The sequence below is a fragment of the Oerskovia sp. NPDC060338 genome, from assembly GCF_042726295.1.
GTDB classification, from domain to species: domain Bacteria; phylum Actinomycetota; class Actinomycetes; order Actinomycetales; family Cellulomonadaceae; genus Oerskovia; species Oerskovia merdavium.
In genome coordinates this window covers 165,666-181,884 of sequence record NZ_JBHXCQ010000011.1, presented here as the reverse complement: position 1 = coordinate 181,884, position 16,219 = coordinate 165,666, and the positions used below count along the sequence as shown (strand labels likewise).

Genomic DNA, 16,219 nt, shown 5'->3' with positions numbered 1-16,219 from the left:
GGGCAGGGCATGAGCACCTCACCTGGCATCGACCCGAACACCTGGCTCGACGAGGCCCAAGCGCGCGCCGCCGCCGCGACGAGCGGACCGTGGACGTGGGACGAGTACCGGGTCCCGACCCTGTCCGGGCGCGCCGGTGACCCCGAGACCTACACGTACGACACCGAGGTCCTCGAAGTGAGCCACTCGGGGGAGTGCGGGTGCCGCTCGGCCTGCACGCTGGAGGTGACGATCGAGCCGGGCGACCGCGCCTTCATCGCCGCCTCCCGCACCGACCACTCGGTCATGTCCGCGGCCCTGCGCGCGGTGCTCGACCTGCACCGCGTCTTCTCGGTCGGGGGCAAGCCTGCGCCGCTGCCCGAACTCATGTGCGACCACTGCGGCGTGCCGTTCCCCTGCCCGACCGTCGTCGCGGTCACGGCCGAGGTGCAGCGCGCCCAGGCCTGACCCAAGGGTGAAGTCGACCGGCCTCGCTGGCGGTCGGCGGCCTCGCCCTGGGACGCTCTTAGTCCACCAGAAGCAGGGGAGGACCCATGGGCCTGATCGAGAGTTCGCAGCACATCGCCGCGGTTCACACGCAGCTGTCGACGAAGAAGCTGCGAGAGCTCGCGGAGCGTGGCGCGATCCGCGAGGAGGAGCGACACCAGGAGATCCTGCAAGCGCTCACCCGGATCGCCGTGGCCATGGAGAACCACGAGATCAGGGCGCACGACCGGGCCGTGGCGGACCACACCGTCTTGCAGGCGATCAGCACGGCCGTGGCGCGCCCGCGCTGACCGCACCCGGCACAGGTGTCCGTGCCGGTCCCCGCCCGCCAACAGGTAGGTATGGACACGAGCACCGACTTCGCCGCCGCGCACCCGCGTACCCGTGACGGGAAGTTCACGGACAAGCCTGTGGACGAAGCGGCCGGTGGCCTGGACGCCCTGACGCTCGCCGGCGCCCCCGAGCCCGATGAGCAGGACCAGGAACCCGTGCCCGGCCAGGTCCACGTCTTCGCCTCCCACCGGCTCCCCGAGGCGATCGAGCGGATCGAGGCGGCGAACAAGCGCCTGGCCCGAGCCGGGATCGAGGAACGCTTCGAGTTCGAGACGACCCAGGACGTGCGCCCCGTCGTCGAGCAGGCCCCCGACGGCACCCAGACCACCCACCACATGCCGTTCACGACGCTGACCCTCAACGCCCCGGCCATCAGCTTCAGCGGCTACCGCTTCATGGCAGCCGTCGAGTCCGAGGATGCGGGGCTGGTCACGCGCGTGGCCCGCGGGGAGAACCTCGACGGGTGGACGCCGACGTCGATGGAGTGCGGCCACTGCGGACGCACCCAGCAGCGGGCCACCACCTACCTGGTCCAGGACGAGGCGGGGGAGCGGACGCAGCTCGGCTCCACGTGCGTCCAGGCGTTCCTCGGGGTGCGACCCACCGGCCTGTGGGCCCTGGGCTACGACCCTGTCGAGGGGGTCGGCGAGGACGACGACGAACCGGGCGCAGGCTCGTTCAGCAACGGGCGCTCGGTGACCCCTGTCGAAGACGTCCTGGCGCTCTCGCTCGCGATCTCCCACGAGGAAGGCTTCGTCTCGCGGAGCCGAGCGGAGATGACCGGGGAAAACGCGACGTCGGGGAAGGTGCTCGCCGCGATGCACCCCTCACCCCGAGAGCGCCCCGAGGAGCGCGCGTGGCGCGAGCGCATCCGTGAGCGCGCCGCCCAGGTCACGGCCGACGGCGAGGTCGACGCCCTGCGCGACTACATCGAGGAGGGCATCGACGACGACTCGGACTGGGGTCACAACGTCCGCACCGTCACCCGAGGGGAGTGGGTCGGGGCGAAGAACCTCGGCCTGCTCGTCTCCGCCGTCTCCCCGTGGGCCCGGCACAAGGAGCGCAAGGCCTACGTCCCTCCCACGCCCGGGTTCGCGGCGCCGGTCGGAGAGAAGGTCAAGGGCCTGGGCGTGACCGTCGCCAAGGTGCACCACATGACCGAGCACGACCCGTACCAGCGCATGGAGGTCACCAAGACGTTGCTGCTGATGCGCGACGAGGCCGGGCACGAGCTGAAGTGGTTCGCTTCACGCCGCCAGGACGTGGAGGTCGGGGCGAAGATCACCCTGACCGGCGGGTCGGTGAAGAGTCACGGCGCGTACGAGGGCACCGACCAGACGGTCCTGACACGCGTGAAGTTTGACGTCCTGGACGGCGACTAGGCCCTCGGCCGGGTCAGCTCGGCTGGCCGGCGAGTTCGGCTGCGGGCAGGGCGAGCTCGACCTGCGTGGCGACCTCGTTGCGCAGCGTCGCGATTTCACCCGCCTGATCGAAGAATCCGTCCGTAGTGTTCGGGAAGGACGAGACGTCGATGAGCCCGTCGAACGCCTCCTGCTTCTCGGCGATCGTCTCGCGGGCCGCGGTGTGATCGGCGTATCCGTAGATCGGGCTGCTGGCCGGGAAGTACTCGCTGATGCGGTAGTCGAAGCACGCCTGAGCGTCGGTGAAGGTCGCAGCGACCTCGCCGGTGTCCCGCCAGTTCTCGTCGCAGAAGGCCTGCACCTCGGTGGCCTTCGCGCTCAACGCCTGGTCTGCGGCGTCCCAGCGCTCGAACTCCGCCTGGGTCTCTTCGACCGTCGTGTCGAACAGCGCACGGTCCACCGATTCGGTGGTCTCCTGCTCGGCGCCCTTGTCTTCACCCCCGCCGTCGCTGGTGTCTGACGAGCACGCCGCGGTGGCGAAAAGGGTCAGCACACAAACGGTCGTGGTCGCGACAGTGCGCATCGTGCGAGTCATGCAGGAGCCCCTTGCTGATTGGTGACTGGCAGTTTTGCCCACGGTAACAGGGGGCGACCTGGGAGTTCGTGTCCGAATAGCGCGCCGCCCGTCAACGAGCGGTTATGAACGGATTCGATGACCTCGCCCACCCGCGGGCTGGAGACGGCAAGTTCGCAGCCAAGCCCGTCGCCGAGACGCCCGGCGGTCTGAGCGCCCTGAGCCCTGCCGACGACGTGGGCGACGTCGATGCAGCCCTCGCCACCGACGACGAGCTGCGTGCCCAGGCGCGCCACCCCGACCCCGCGGTTCGTGTCGATGTGCTGGCCTCCTCGCACGTCCCGTACGACGTCGTCGTCGAGCTCGCGGACCCCCGCACCCAGCCGGTCGTGGTGCGCCACGCCGCTGCCGCGTCCTTCCACGCCGGGGCGGCCGCCCGAGGTGCTCGTGACCCGAACCCCGTGGTGCGTGCTGCCGCCAGCGGCGGGTGGGACCTGGACGAGTCCGGTCGGGAGCAGGCCCGGCAAGCCGCGGACGCGCTGATCGCCTCGTGAGGGCCCGTGCCTGGTGACCGAAGGAATGCGCCCCCGTCAACACCTAGGTGAAAGGTCACCCGCAATTCTGCGCATAGGTGCAGGGCAAGGGTGACAGATCCCGACATCGGACCCGACACACAGGGAGCAGAAACATGACCAAGGTCGATTTCGCGGCAGGTTGGGCCAAGCTGTGGGCCGCGCTGTCCGGCGCCGTCCCCGGGCTGGCCGGCATCCTCGCCGTCCTGGGAACCGCCGTCGCCGCGTACGCCGTGGCGAAGTTCATCATCGCCAAGCGCAAGGGCTCGGGGAACCCGAAGGAGCTCGGCTGGATGCTTGCCATCTCCGCGCTCATCATCATCCCCAACGTCGTCATCCCGCTCGTGCTGAAGTTCGCGAGCTTCATCGTCAACTTCGTGATCGGACTGTTCTCCGGCATGTAGGTGGCCTTCGGGTCACCTGAGGAGATCTGCACCCGCAGGTCCCGATGTCGGAGCATCCGGCCCGCCCTGGAAACCCGGGGCGGGCACACGAGACGAAAGGGGTGAGGTGAGGTGGCGTACGCAGCGCTTCGAGCACTGACCGACCTGACGGGGGCAGAAGCCCAGAAGGACCGCACGACCGTCATCGCGTCCTTCGAGGTCTCCTACCCCGCGCTGTGGGCTGCCCTGTGGGGCCTGATCCCCGGCCTGACCCTCGCCATGATCTTCGGTGGGCTCATCAACCCGACCGCCGGGCTCGCGGCGTTCCTCGTGGGGGAGGCACTGGGGATCTGGCTGATCCTGGGCCGCTCCTCGACGGGCCTCAAGCGCAAGCACTACCAGTCGCTGCGTGACCGCAACGCGTACAGCCCCGGCACGTTCGTGCTGTGCGGCTACCCGATCGACCCGGCCCTCGCCCTGCGGGTGAAGGTCATGTCCAGCTCGGTGCCGCTGATGGCCCGCGACGCCCAGGGAGGACTCGACATCGACGAGTCCTTCGGTCTGACCCGCCGCCGCACCGAAGTGCGCGAGGTCGACCCCACCGCGTTCATCCCGCTCATCACCGCCCGCCAGGCCCGACGCGGAGCCCTCCACGCGTCGGCCGCACGCACCGTGAGCCGCAGCGCCGGCACCGGCGTGACCGACGACATCGCCGACATGCTCACCCGAGGAGCAACCACCTCATGACTTCCCCCGCCACCGGCACCGCAGGACGTGACCGGACCTTGGACGCCGCCCCGTGGATCACGCGCGTCGTGTGGACGGTGCTCAGCGCCCTGGCGTTGCTGCTCGCGGTCTCCGTCCTGGCTCCGGCCGCTCAGGCCAGCACGCTGCCCGCCACGATCACCACCGCGAGCACGAGCACCACCGCGGCGACGGGCGTGAGCGCCGCGGCCAGCACCAGCACCAGCACCAGCACCGGCTCGGCGAGCCTGGCCCAGGGCCTCTCGCAGGCCAGCAACCGGGACCTGTGCCTGGGCAGCTCGGGCTCCGACATCGGCGACTCCTCGTGCCTGCCCCTGAACCGGTGGGCGGACGCCACGACGATCTTCCACCACCGCCTGGGCTCCAAGGTCTGGGACGACGCGATGCAGAAGGTGCAGCGCGACGGCGTGCAGTCCCTGCTCTCGTCCATCGGGACCTTCGAGTGGCAGCTCGCCGCGAACGTCTCGGACGCCGCCGTCGGGTTCGACCTCCTCCAGTCGGCCGGGTACACGATCGACCAGACGTTCAAGTCGCTCACCAACGCCCTGATCGGCAACGGCGAGATGTCCGTGGTCGGGGTCGTCATCATCGCCTCGGTCATCGCCACGCTCGTGCGAGGTGCGACCAGCGGCGGACGGTCCGTCGGCAAGCTGCTCAAGTCCCTGGTCATCCTCGGCGTGCTCGTGGTGATGTCGTTCGGCGCCTCGCAGTCCACGGGCAGCGCGACCAGCTTCAAGCCGGGCCTGTTCTCGCCCGGATGGTTCATCACGACCGCCAACAACACCGTCGCGCTCATCGCCGACGGCCCGACCCGGGCGATCGTCGCGCCCAAGTACACGGCCCCGCTCAGCGGAGACACCAGCCACGTCACCTGCATGGACTACGTCTCGGCCCTCAACGCCCGCGCCCAGTCCACGACGTCGTCCAACTCCTCCTCGACGCCGCTGGTCATCTCCCAGATGTGGGTCAACTCCGGCCTCCAGTCCTGGGCCAAGAGCCAGTACGGCGCGAACAACGACTACGGCCAGTACGTGTACTGCCACCAGCTCGAACTCAACTCCCAGATCGGGGCAGGTCCGCAGGCTGGCGTCTTCGCCGACGCGACGGGCAAGAGCGCCGGGCAGAACCAGGACTCGATCGCGTTCAACCCGACCGGGAACGTCGAGACGGACAACACGCTCATCGCCTGGGGCGCCTGCCACCTCAAGCGGAACGCCGCCGGGGCCATGGACGGCACCAAGGCCACCTCGTGGGATGTCGACGCGAACTGGTCCCAGACCAAGCGCGACGGGGACCCCGGCAAGAAGGGCGGAGCGATCACCCCCGAGATGTGCGCGACCTGGTGGTCCGACCCCGGCTTCGACTCGAACAGCTCGGCGCTGGAGTACGAGAACGGCAACCAGATCGCTGAAGCGACCTCGGGCAACGACACCGCCGACGTCCGCGACTACCTCCTGACCCTTCAGGGCCGCTACGTCGGTTCGGGCATGGTCGCCTCCTTCGCGTACGTCATCTCCGGGGCGGGCGTCCTGCTCAGCTTCGGCCTGGTCTCCCTGGCGCTGATGATCGGCAAGATCGCCCAGGTCGTGATGATGCTCGGGCTCGCGTTCGTCATGGTCATGTCACTGTGGGTCGGCAAGGCCGACGACGCGAAGGTCGCCAAGTACGTGCGCTCGATCCTGGGCACCACGATCTTCGTCGCCGGCGCCTCTCTGCTGCTCGCGATCCTGACCCTGATGACCGACGTCATCGTCAACGCGGGCGTCTCGATGATGGGTTCGAGCTCCCTGATGGGGGTCATCTGGACGGGCGTGGCACCGCTGATCGCGATGGGGGTCATCGCCATGGTCTTCAAGTCCGCCGGTGCCCCCTCGCCGTTCAAGCTCGGCTCGGCCCTGGCGTTCGGTGCTGCCGCTGGCGGCGTCGGCGGCGTGGTCGCGTCCAAGCTCTCCGGGGCAGGCTCGCGGGCTCGTGCCGGCGCGCAGAACATGGCGGGCAAGGCTGCGAGCTCCGGGTCGGGCGGCGCGGGCGGTTCGCGCGGCGGCTGGGGCGGGGCAGGTGCTGCCGCGGCCGGTGCAGGCATGGGTGCTGCTGCCGGGGCTGCCGCTGGGCGCCGCGGGAAGTTCGGCGGGTCCCAGGCCGACATCGACATGGCCAAGGGGCGTCGCAGCGCGGCCCTGGGGGCCCTGGGCGACCTGGGCGTGGTCACCGGTCACGACGTGCGCGAAGCACAGCGCGACCGCATGGCCCTGCCCGCTGAGGAGCGCCGCGAGGCCGATCGCGCCGGGCTCTCTCAGACCAAGGAGATCCGCCGCCAGATCAAGACCGACCGCGCCCTGCGCAACGACAAGATCGCCGAGGCGAACGGCTGGAAGGGCGCCCGCCCCGAGGGTGCGTCCGCGCCGCGGCTGATGTCGCGCGACTGGGCCTCGCGTCAGCAGGCCCTGGCCAAGGGCAAGGCGCTGGCCAAGGTGCAGGACACGATGGACGGCGTCCGCCGTGACCCGGCGCGCACCGCACGCCTGGGCCTGAAGGTCGCCGGCTCGGCAGCGCTGATCGCAGCCACCGGCGGTGTGGCAGCGCCCATCCTGGCCGGTGCGGCGGTCGTGCGCGGGGTGCGCGGGGGAGCGGTTGCTCGTACCGCCCGCTCGGCTCGCGGACGCGTCAGCGCGGGCATCAACCCGGCCTCGCGCGAGGAGTACATGTCGGCGGTCTACACGATGCACAACCGGGCCGTGTCCGACCGCACGCCCGGGCTCGACGACAGGGCCCAGGAGCAGGCACGCACCGCCGTGGCTGGACCCGGCGCCGGGCCGATGACGGACAAGCAGTCCCGTGAGGCCGAGGCCCTGAAGACCAAGATCGTCAACGACGAGCGGCGTGAGGCCAGCCGCGACGCCGCCAAGAAGTGGATCTAGGAGGAGCAGCCATGTACTACGGAAACCAGCCGCGCAGCGGCGACGGGCGCTTCGGGCCCAAGGCGATCTCCGAGGCGCAGGGCGGGCTCTCGACCCTGCCGGTGTCCACGAGCGTGCGCCGGCACAACCTGGGGCACGACGAGAACAACGCCCCGCTGCCGTACTCCGCCGAGCAGATCTACGACTTCTGGGCGACGGTCGACATGCGCGCCACCCGGGTCACCGACCTGGACGGGCTGGCCGAGGCGTACTCCGAGCACATCGACTTCGCCTCGGTGGGCCTGATGAAGGACACCCCGCCCCCGCGGGTGCCGCCGGTGGAGCTCTACGCCCCGGCGATGCGCGCAGGGCGGATGGCGTACGACGCGAGCCTGCTCGACCCTCAGGCGCTGGCCAAGGTCCGCGAGTACGAGCTGTGGGTCGCCCCCGACCAGAAGATGACCGTCGGCCAGCTGCTCGACGACTACGACAGCGAGGCGCTGGCCACCTGGGGGCTGTCCGAGCTGCTGAAGATGCCCGACCGCGACGCCTACGACATGTCGAACGGGCAGTACGACAAGGTCATGCACGAGCGGGCCGCGCAGGGGCGCGACATCATGCTGCGAGGGCTCATCCAGGAGTACGACCTGGAGTTCGTCCAACCGGTGCCCGACGAGCCCTTCGACTCGTACAAGAACATGCGGCACTACCTCAAGCCGCGCCTGCGCAAGGCGTTCCGCGAGGCCGAGCAGGTGAAGGCTCAGGAGCGCCGGGACAAGGCTGCGAAGGCTGCCCTGGAGCGCAAGAGCGAGCGGCGGGCGAAGTGGGACTGGCTGCTCGGTGCCAAGCCTGCACCGGCTGTCTCGGCCGGGTACATCCCGACGGCCGACGGTGCCCGCCCGCGCGACCAACACGACCAGTAGGCCTCGGACCACGCGCGACGAGGGCAACCTGCGGTTCCCTCGCGCGCTACGCCAGGGTGCAGGGGATGCTTGATGCGTCAGCGGTCCTGGGGCGCGCCAGTCGGCGCGGGCCGGGGCACGGCTACCGTCGCAGGAGGAAGCAGATGGCCCAGACATTCACCCTTGCCGACCCCCAGTGGGTGCTCGTCGAGGAGGACCCTGACGAGTACGTGGTCCTGCCCGCGGGGACTCCGTTCGCCGTGCGGAGCCTCGACGGCGATCTGGTCGAGGTGGAGGTGCCAGGGCACGGCATCGAGACGACGTTCCCGACCGCCATCGGCTCGTTCGCCGACGGGGCAGCGTCGGGCATCGTGCTCGACCGGTTGAGCTGGGCCGACGTCGCCCAGAAGTTGGGCCTCCCCACCGACCAGTAGACGCCGAGGTCAGATGATGGCGACGAACTGGGCGCTGTCGCGGTCCCACACGCGAGGGTGCTGGGCCGAGTAGGGCAGTGCGCGCAGGGCCTGCACGGCCTCCTCGCGGGTCACGCGCGCCGGGAACGTGCGGTACTCGCCGGTGCCCGTGAAGTCGTCGCCGTCCAGGACGAAGGCGACCTTGCGCTGGCGGTTCATCGCGGCCACCACGGACAGGTACACCACGAACTCGTCCTCGTCCTCGATGCCCGCGAGCCTGGTGCCCGCGTTCCACGTCGTGGCAAACGCGAAGAAGGCGTCACGTTCCTGCGGGGTCTTGAACCAGTAGAAGTTCGAGCCACCGTTGCCGTCGTTGCGGACCGTGGCGATCGTCGCGCCGTTCAGCGTCAGCTCGGCGCTGAAGCACGTCGTCTCGCGCCCGCCGGCCTCACGGTACTTGGTGAGGCGGTAGCCGCCGAGGTTCGTGGCCTGCGCGGGGTTTTCGAGGATCGGTGTCTGGCTCATGCACCCCTCGTGGGCCGCGGGCACGCGAAAGTCCCGAACGCCTGCCCAGCGCCCGGGACGTCCGGCCGCTCAGTCCCCGATCGCCTCGGCGGCGCCGTCGTGGACGTTGCCCAGGTCCAGCTGCGGGTTCCCCGAGACCTTCCAGCCCTCGCTCGTGCGCTCGACGGTCACCAGGTCCGTGAACTCCTGGTCGGGGAAGTTGAGGTTCGTGTCGACGTGGTAGTTCACGAACAGGACCGCGTGGTCGTGGTCGGTGGGCCCGAACTCGTCCAGGCCGCGCGCGGCGTAGACCAGGGTCATGTTGGCGGTCAGGATCTCCCCGAGCGAGACCTGGCCGACGGTGGGCCCCATCTCGGAGATCTCGGCGACGTACGCGTCCAGGGTCGCGGCGAGCTCGCCGGTTGCCAGGGATCGGGCCGTGGCCATCGTGGCCAGCCCGCCGTCGACGTAGGACTGGGAGTGGCGGGCAGCGACGTAGGTCGAGGCGACGCGGAACGCACCGTCGTCGCCCATGATGTCCTCCACGCTCCAGCCGTGCTCGGCGACCAGGTCCTGGCGCATGAGCACCTCGGCGGCCGGCAGCAGGTGCGACGTGGAGTCGACGTCGATGAGCTCGACCATCTGCGCCCCCTCCACCCGGCGCTCATGGAAGTCGTGCAGGCGCGCCAGGTCGGCCTCGGTGAGGCCCCCGGGCGTGGTTACGTCGGCCGTCGGCCCGTCCGTCTCCGGCGGGTCGAGGGTGACCGTCACGCTCGGGGAGGGCGGCGGCTCGGCCTGCGGCCTGTTCGGACTGGTCAGATTGATGGCGAGCAGCACCACGGCCACCACCCCCACGGCTGCCACGAAGCCCAGGACCATCATCAGCTTGCGGTTCATGACTGCCTCCGTTCGATTCTCAGGAAACCCCGACGAACTCCCAGTGCCACGGCTCCTCCTTCCCTGCTCCTGGCTGCGCCCAGTTCGGGTTGACCCACCCGAACGAGGGGGCGTGCGCCTTCATCCACGCGTGCTGCGGGGTGCTCCAGCTGTTGATGCCACCGCCTAGGTCCAGGGCCAGACCCCAGCCGTGGTTCGACTTGCCCGGCGTGGCAGCCATGTGACCCTTCAGGGCCTTGAGCCGGACCTGGGAGGCGTACGTGCGGTACGCGTCGGTGATGGAGATGTCCTTGCCGAACTCGGCCCGGTAAGCGGCGTTCATCGCCACCAGGGCCGTGGTCGCGTCCGAGCGGAGCATCTGGTTTGGCGCCCACGGGACCGAGGAGAGCGCCGAGGCGGGGATCATCCCGTTGCTGTGCCCTCCCCACGCGCCACCGTTGAGGAGCCCGTCCGGGCTGCCCGGGGTGCCCGTGGCGAAGTCGCCGCCGGCGGGCGGGCAGGCGGCGTCCGGGTTGGCGATGTAGGAGCCGCGGCCCAGCGCCGCTGCGAGCATCCGGGCCTGGTCCTCGTACTTTGCGTACCGGTCGCGGTACTGCGCGGCCGGGCGCTCGACGTCGGCTGCCGCCTCGCCCAGGGGCTTGGCCTCCCACCCTTCGTGGGAGAGCAGGACGTTGAAGAACCACCGGGCGCTGAACGCCGTGTCCATGCGCTGCTCGGCGGTGCCGTGCATCGACAGCAGCTGGAAGATCCCCAGAGAGGAGGAGTGCCCGTGGTCCAGGTCGCGCATCCCGGACTCCACCATCCCGGCCATGAACGCGATGATGATGCCCTGGTCGGGCACGGACATCTCGTCGGCGACCGCGATGATCTCCAGCGCGTTGGTCACCTGCTCGGCGTCGAAGCCCTCCACGACCGGGACAGTTCCCGGGGCGATCGTGACCGGGGCGCCCGCGCCGTTCTCCGCGTCCTGCTTGGCCTTGGCGTCCGCGTCGGCCAGGCCCGAACCGGTGGAGCCGGTCGCTGCGTCGTCGGGCTCGCCGTCGGCCGGCTCGGTGGCCGTGTCGACGGGGACGATCGTGTTCGTCGGGGTGCACTGGGTCTCGATCCCGCCCGCGAGCTTGACCGCCAGGTCGTACACGAGCCCGGCCTTCTGCTCGTCGACGGGGGTGGCCATCGGCAGGCGCGCCAGCGCGGGCAGCCACGCGGCTCGCGACTCCTGCGCGGCCTCGTCCAGGTCCGGGTCGGTGTCGTAGGTGCTGGTGGCATCGCCGGTCTCGGGGTCCACGACCAGCGAGGAGCCCGCCAGGAGGTCCACGCCCTCGAACGGCGGCTCGCCCTCGGGTCGGTCCTCCATGACCTGCACGACCCATGCCGCGGTGTCGGACAGATCGCTCGGGTCGATGCCCGCCTCGGCGGCCCGGGCCTCGTCCACGCCGAGACGGAACAGGCCGTCGGGCGGCGGGGTGGGTGACTGGTCCTCGGTCGCCGGGGTGAGCTCGTCAGGGGTGAACGTCAGGTAGACCGCGGCCAGGACCGGCCACGGCACGGAGGTGCCCTGCGTGCTCGCGCGCAGGATGTCGGAGGCCTCGACCGCCATGCCACTGGCCTCGGCGGCCACCGCGGCGTTCGTGTGGATCGACTCGTTCGACGTCGAGTTGTTCGCCTGGCCGATCGTCATCGGGGCCAGCAGCATGAACAGCATCAGCAGGATCAGCGTGGCGGCCGCCACCGCGATCCGCTTGGCCCGGGGGTCCTTCGCGATCGTCTTGGCACCGGTCAGGACGGCCCCGGCCACGTTCCCGGCGGCGGCGTGCGCGGCGGTCCCCAGCGCCCCAGCCGCGACGTCAGCGTTCTCTTGGGAGACCCGCCCACCGGTCGCCGAGCTGAGCTTGCTCGCACCGAGCTGGGCGGCGGTCATCAGCGGGTCGCCCTTCGCGGACGCCGCAGCCTTCCCGGCCCCACCTGCGACCTTCGCCGCACCACCCGCAGCAGCCCCGGCACCGGCAGCCTTCGCGGCGCCACCGCCCGCCTGGGCTGCGCCCGCGGCAGAGCTCGTCGCCCCGGCACCCGCAGCGGGCGCCTTCGAGCCTCCCAGACGCCCCAGCAGGCTCGGGCGGGGAGCGGGGCCCTGGCCGTCGCTCGGAGCGCCCGGGGCAGGGGTCTCGTTCGTGTCCTGGGCGCCGCCCAGCAGGTCGCGTGCGCGCGCCGGAGGCCGGGCCTGAAGTCCGGCCAGGGCAGGGTTCACCGCGGGGGCAGGGTTGGCGGGGGAGCGCTCGGTGTTCGGGGACGCCACCTCGCCGGGTGCGGGCGCAGCGTTGTCCGCGCCCTCACCGTCCACCCGCTCCTCGTGACCATCGCTCATGCCTGCACCCATGCGGAGAATGTCCGCTCAGCGGCTCAGGCCGATGCGCCACTCGACGCGAGTGGGGACCCCCGGCGGGAAGTAGCGGCGACGGCGACGCGCCAGGCGCCACATGTAGAACGCCGAGGGGACCTTCGCGCCCTTGCGCAGGTTGTGCACTGCGCAGAGCGCCTGATAGTTGTCCATGGCGGTCGCACCCCCGCGGGACCACGGGTAGACGTGGTCGCCGTGCGTGGGGCGCGCCGAGCAGCGCAGCCCGAACGAGCCGACGTGCTCGCACCGGCCCTGCGCGCGAGCGAACCCCTCATGACGCTGGGCAGGGGTGAACAGTCGCTGAGGATCGCAGTCGCCTCGCGAGGGACTCGGGCGCAGCAGCGGCCCCACGACCGCGACGACGAGCACCAGCACCACGACGGCGACCAGGCCAGGCTGGGCGTCCGCGAACGCGAGCACCCGGCCCGGCAGGTCTTCGAGCGCGCTCACGAGCACGAGCCCGACCACGATGAGGAGATCGCGATCGACCCGGTCGCCGACGCGGTCGCCGAGACCCGGCCACCAGCCGGAACCGAGACCGTCACCGACGTCGACCCGCTGCCCGAGCGCGACCCCGAGGCCGACCCGCTGACCGAGATGGAGACCGTGCCACCGCCGGACGCCGAGAACGTGACCGAGGCGTCCGAGGCGCAGGAGACCGACGTCGAGGTCGAGGTCGTCTTCGGCGGTGCCGGAGCAGGCGCCGGCGCGGGGTTCGGAGCGGGGGCCGGGTTCGTCTTGGGCTGGGACGGCGTGGTGCCCGTACCGGTGCCGGTCTGGGGTGAGGTCCCCGTGTTGGCCTGGCGCTGACGGTCGAGCTCCTCAGCCTCCAGGCGCAGGCGCTCCTCCTCGGCGACCCGAGCTTCCTCGGCGACGCGGGCCTCTTCAGCCACCCGAGCCTCCTCCGCCACGCGGGCCTCTTCGGCGACACGAGCCTGCTCGGCCAGGCGCTCCTGCGCGGCCTCCTGGGCGACCCGCAGGTTCTCCTTGGCGATGGCCATCTCGCGGGCGGCGACCCCCTCGGCCAGGCGCCGGTTCTTCAGGGCCTGCTCCGGGGAGATCGTGGAGACGGGCTCGCCCCCGGTGACGTGGGCCCAGACCTGAGCTGGAGCCCACAGGCCCGCGGCGGCGGACGCGAAGCCAGCCCCCAGGCTCAGCACGAGCACCATCGCCGTGACCTTCGACCACCGTGCCCCGGCGCGCCAACGCAGCGTCTGCCACCGGGTGCGCAGCAGCGGGGAGACGGGGACCGGGATGCACAGGCCAGGGCCCTTCGTACTTCCGGGACCGGACCCGCCAGACCGGGGTCGTCGGGGTCGTCGGGACGTCGCGTCGTCGTCGAACGCACCCCACACGTCCGATGTGGTGCGCACGTCGTGCGGCTCCTTGAGCGACATCGCCAAGCCCTTTCCGATGGTCGAACACGCGGTGTGCCAGCGAAGCCCACCCCCTGGTGGAGCAGGAGATGGGCTTCGCTGGGTGCCGGGCCGGTGGCATGCGGGGCAGGGCACCGGCCCGACGATGGGCGACCCCTAGAAGTCGTCCGAGCCGTCCGCAGCCGCCGCCGGAGCAGCCGCGGCGGCAGGCGCAGCAGCCTGCTGACGCGCGGCCGGGGCCGCAGCGTTCGAGGCGCCGTTCGAGGACCCGTTGCCGTTGCTGTGACCGGCCTTGGGGTTGCGCACGGCCTTGGCCGTGGAGAACCGCAGCTCGGGGCCGATGTGCTGGGCGACGTAGCTCGTCGCGACGACCGTCTTGTCCTCACCGTCGACCTGGACGGCGACCTTGTAGGTCTCCGAGCGGGCCACGACCACGATGCGGTCGCCCTTGGAGAGGGACTCCCCGACGTTCTCGCCCTGCTTGCCGAAGACGGTGATGTTGCGGAACTCGGGGTCGCGCTCCTTCTCGCCGTCGCGGGTGGGCGGGAGGTCGAGCGCGATCGAGATCTTCGCGCGGGCCAGACCGGAGGGCGAGAACACGACCTCGGGGTCACGGGTCAGGTTGCCGACGAACGTGACGTGGTTCATGGGGATGCCTTTCGTTGCGCCCACTGCGGGGCCTCGGTGTGCCGTACGGACGAACCGTGCGGGGTGAAGCCCTTGGCTCGGGCCTCACAGGTACCTATGCGCAGAACAGCGGGCCAGGTCTCGCCGCTGAGGTTTCACCCGCTGCCCGGGCCTTGGCCGGGCGCCGGACCGGCATGATCGACCCCATGCGCCATCTCGCTCCCAGAGCCCTTGCCCTCATCGCCGCCGTCACGTTCCTCGGGGCGTGCTCCGGCTCATCCGACGACGAGGTCCGGGTGCCCTCCCTGCGCGGCATGGCCGTCCAGGACGCCTCGACGACGCTCACCGCGAAGGGCCTGGCGGTGCAGGTCAGCCAGCCCAGCGTGCAGTCGGGCGAGGACCAGTCGTGCACCGTCTCGGACCAGTCGCCGGCCGCGGACTCGCGCGTGGAGGCCGGCACCACGGTCGACCTGACCGTCACCTGCGCAACGCTCTCCCAGGGCAAGGAGCCCGAGGAGGCGGAAAGCACCCCGGCGCCAGCCCCCGAACAGGTCGGCGCGGCCAGCGTCGAGGCGGCGTTCGCCTCCAGCTACGGGTGGCCAGAGGACTCCCACTGGTCCGCGATCGAGAGCTTCTCCGACCGGGACTACCCGCGGATCACCGTCGTGACGACCCTGTACGACAAGGTTGAGAACGCCGAAGAGGCCACCGGGATCTGCAACGCGGTCGCCTCCGTCCTGTCGGAAGACTGGACCGGGGTCTACGTCACCGCGGGCGAGGGCGGACCCTTCCTCGCCGAGTGCGCGCGCCCGTAGCTTCTGGCCCTAGGTCGTCGTGGGGCTGGACGGGTTGTCATGCTCCTCGACGGCCTTGACGAGCACGTCCAGGATGTCCTTGGGAGTGGACCCGTCGGTGCGCCCGGCGCACGCCATCTCGCTCAGGTGGGAGGCGAGCTCGACGAGCCCGGCCAGCACCTGAGCGATCGGGATCTGCTCGACGTAGCTCTCCAGGTCGTCGATGTCGTCATCCTGGTACGCGTTGACGATGCGGGCGGCGACCGCGATGCGCGAGGACGAACCTGGTGGGCGTGCAGGCTCGGTCACGACGCCACCTGACCGAGGACGACGTGGTCCAGGCCCGAGGCGTGCACCAGGGCGAACAGCGAGCGGAAGACGCGCGCCTCAGCCAGGTGGTCTCGCGCGTCGTCCAGGGACCGGTGCGGCTTGTCGAAGGACGTGGTCACCAGGAACTCGCCCGTGGCCTGCTCCCAGATGCGGCGCAGGATGCCGATGTCGTGGGAGCGGTGGTGCAGGGCGGAGACGAACTGGGGTGCGCGGGCCGTCAGCATCGGGCGGTCGAACTCGGCGACGCCCGAGCCGGACAGGATCGTCTTGCCGTGGACCGCGCCGTGCAGGTCGGCCATGGCCAGGATCTCGGCGAGCACGTCGTCGAGCTGGGGTGCGCCGGCGTCCAAGGCACGCAGGTCGGCGAGCAGGCCGCTGCGCTCGTGCATCTGGGCGACCACCTCGTTCGACATCATCCGCTCGAAGCCGCGGTCGGTGGGGGCCAGCAGCCACGAGGCGGCGAACAGCTCGTTGAGCTCACGGTCGGTGCCGACCACGCCGATCTCGACGATCTCGTCCTCGCGCGGGTCCAGGCCCGTGGTCTCCAGGTCGATCCACACGTGGGTCAGCGGCCTGATCTGTTGAGCGCTCAAGCTCTCTTCTCCTTGGT

The 16,219-nt window shown here is 70.9% G+C and carries 19 protein-coding genes; 10 read left to right on the top strand and 9 right to left on the bottom strand.

Going from position 1 to position 16,219, the window contains the following annotated elements; all coding sequences use genetic code 11:
* Window positions 1-9: 9 nt before the first annotated feature.
* From ACFWGN_RS14955 to ACFWGN_RS14945, 3 genes are all read left to right on the top strand, one after another.
* Window positions 10-447, top strand: a complete 438-nt coding sequence (locus tag ACFWGN_RS14955; RefSeq protein WP_377617831.1) for a hypothetical protein — start codon at window positions 10-12, stop codon at window positions 445-447.
* 86 nt (window positions 448-533) lie between these two features.
* A complete protein-coding gene (locus tag ACFWGN_RS14950) occupies window positions 534-776 on the top strand; it encodes a hypothetical protein (protein ID WP_377617829.1) in 243 nt (80 codons plus the stop codon).
* A gap of 51 nt (window positions 777-827) precedes the next feature.
* Window positions 828-2,201, top strand: a complete 1,374-nt coding sequence (locus ACFWGN_RS14945; RefSeq protein WP_377617827.1) for a hypothetical protein — start codon at window positions 828-830, stop codon at window positions 2,199-2,201.
* Between the two features lie 13 nt (window positions 2,202-2,214).
* Here ACFWGN_RS14945 and ACFWGN_RS14940 read toward each other — a convergent pair whose 3' ends face one another.
* Window positions 2,215-2,775, bottom strand: a complete 561-nt coding sequence (locus ACFWGN_RS14940; protein WP_377617825.1) for a hypothetical protein — start codon at window positions 2,773-2,775, stop codon at window positions 2,215-2,217.
* Between the two features lie 104 nt (window positions 2,776-2,879).
* Here ACFWGN_RS14940 and ACFWGN_RS14935 point away from each other — a divergent pair, with 104 nt between their 5' ends.
* From ACFWGN_RS14935 to ACFWGN_RS14910, 6 genes are all read left to right on the top strand, one after another.
* Entirely contained in the window at window positions 2,880-3,308 is a 429-nt protein-coding gene (locus ACFWGN_RS14935; protein ID WP_377617824.1) for a hypothetical protein, read from the top strand.
* A 134-nt stretch (window positions 3,309-3,442) separates the two neighbouring features.
* Complete coding sequence (locus ACFWGN_RS14930; protein ID WP_068623957.1) at window positions 3,443-3,730, top strand: hypothetical protein; 288 nt, start codon at window positions 3,443-3,445, stop codon at window positions 3,728-3,730.
* Window positions 3,731-3,841: 111 nt separating this feature from the next.
* On the top strand, window positions 3,842-4,456 hold the full coding sequence (locus ACFWGN_RS14925) for a hypothetical protein (protein ID WP_377617822.1): 615 nt from the start codon (window positions 3,842-3,844) through the stop codon (window positions 4,454-4,456).
* On the top strand, window positions 4,453-7,392 hold the full coding sequence (locus tag ACFWGN_RS14920; RefSeq protein WP_377617821.1) for a hypothetical protein: 2,940 nt from the start codon (window positions 4,453-4,455) through the stop codon (window positions 7,390-7,392). Before ACFWGN_RS14925 ends, ACFWGN_RS14920 begins: the two co-directional genes overlap by 4 nt.
* Before the next feature lie 11 nt (window positions 7,393-7,403).
* Window positions 7,404-8,294, top strand: coding sequence for a hypothetical protein (locus ACFWGN_RS14915; protein ID WP_377617819.1), 891 nt, complete (start codon window positions 7,404-7,406; stop codon window positions 8,292-8,294).
* 143 nt (window positions 8,295-8,437) lie between these two features.
* On the top strand, window positions 8,438-8,707 hold the full coding sequence (locus ACFWGN_RS14910; protein WP_377617818.1) for a hypothetical protein: 270 nt from the start codon (window positions 8,438-8,440) through the stop codon (window positions 8,705-8,707).
* A gap of 9 nt (window positions 8,708-8,716) precedes the next feature.
* Here ACFWGN_RS14910 and ACFWGN_RS14905 read toward each other — a convergent pair whose 3' ends face one another.
* From ACFWGN_RS14905 to ACFWGN_RS14880, 6 genes are all read right to left on the bottom strand, one after another.
* Window positions 8,717-9,211 carry a hypothetical protein gene (locus ACFWGN_RS14905; protein WP_377617816.1) on the bottom strand — a complete coding sequence of 165 codons (495 nt, stop codon included), beginning with the start codon at window positions 9,209-9,211 and terminating at the stop codon, window positions 8,717-8,719.
* 69 nt (window positions 9,212-9,280) lie between these two features.
* Window positions 9,281-10,087 carry a hypothetical protein gene (locus ACFWGN_RS14900; protein WP_377617814.1) on the bottom strand — a complete coding sequence of 269 codons (807 nt, stop codon included), beginning with the start codon at window positions 10,085-10,087 and terminating at the stop codon, window positions 9,281-9,283.
* Between the two features lie 19 nt (window positions 10,088-10,106).
* Entirely contained in the window at window positions 10,107-12,449 is a 2,343-nt protein-coding gene (locus tag ACFWGN_RS14895) for a D-alanyl-D-alanine carboxypeptidase family protein (protein ID WP_377617812.1), read from the bottom strand.
* A gap of 27 nt (window positions 12,450-12,476) precedes the next feature.
* A complete protein-coding gene (locus ACFWGN_RS14890) occupies window positions 12,477-12,932 on the bottom strand; it encodes an HNH endonuclease (RefSeq protein ID WP_377617810.1) in 456 nt (151 codons plus the stop codon).
* The gene (locus tag ACFWGN_RS14885) at window positions 12,929-13,855 is read right to left on the bottom strand and encodes a hypothetical protein (protein ID WP_377617808.1); all 927 of its coding nucleotides are present in this window, start codon (window positions 13,853-13,855) and stop codon (window positions 12,929-12,931) included. Before ACFWGN_RS14885 ends, ACFWGN_RS14890 begins: the two co-directional genes overlap by 4 nt.
* 159 nt (window positions 13,856-14,014) lie before the next feature.
* Window positions 14,015-14,506 carry a single-stranded DNA-binding protein gene (locus ACFWGN_RS14880; protein ID WP_377617807.1) on the bottom strand — a complete coding sequence of 164 codons (492 nt, stop codon included), beginning with the start codon at window positions 14,504-14,506 and terminating at the stop codon, window positions 14,015-14,017.
* Between the two features lie 185 nt (window positions 14,507-14,691).
* Here ACFWGN_RS14880 and ACFWGN_RS14875 point away from each other — a divergent pair, with 185 nt between their 5' ends.
* Window positions 14,692-15,300 carry a PASTA domain-containing protein gene (locus ACFWGN_RS14875; RefSeq protein ID WP_377617805.1) on the top strand — a complete coding sequence of 203 codons (609 nt, stop codon included), beginning with the start codon at window positions 14,692-14,694 and terminating at the stop codon, window positions 15,298-15,300.
* 9 nt (window positions 15,301-15,309) lie between these two features.
* On the opposite strand, the gene ACFWGN_RS14870 is transcribed toward ACFWGN_RS14875, so the two are convergent.
* Both ACFWGN_RS14870 and ACFWGN_RS14865 read right to left on the bottom strand, forming a co-directional pair.
* The gene (locus ACFWGN_RS14870; RefSeq protein ID WP_377617804.1) at window positions 15,310-15,588 is read right to left on the bottom strand and encodes a hypothetical protein; all 279 of its coding nucleotides are present in this window, start codon (window positions 15,586-15,588) and stop codon (window positions 15,310-15,312) included.
* Entirely contained in the window at window positions 15,585-16,202 is a 618-nt protein-coding gene (locus ACFWGN_RS14865) for an exonuclease domain-containing protein (protein WP_377617802.1), read from the bottom strand. The genes ACFWGN_RS14870 and ACFWGN_RS14865 overlap by 4 nt, the downstream gene beginning before the upstream one ends.
* Window positions 16,203-16,219 lie beyond the last annotated feature (17 nt).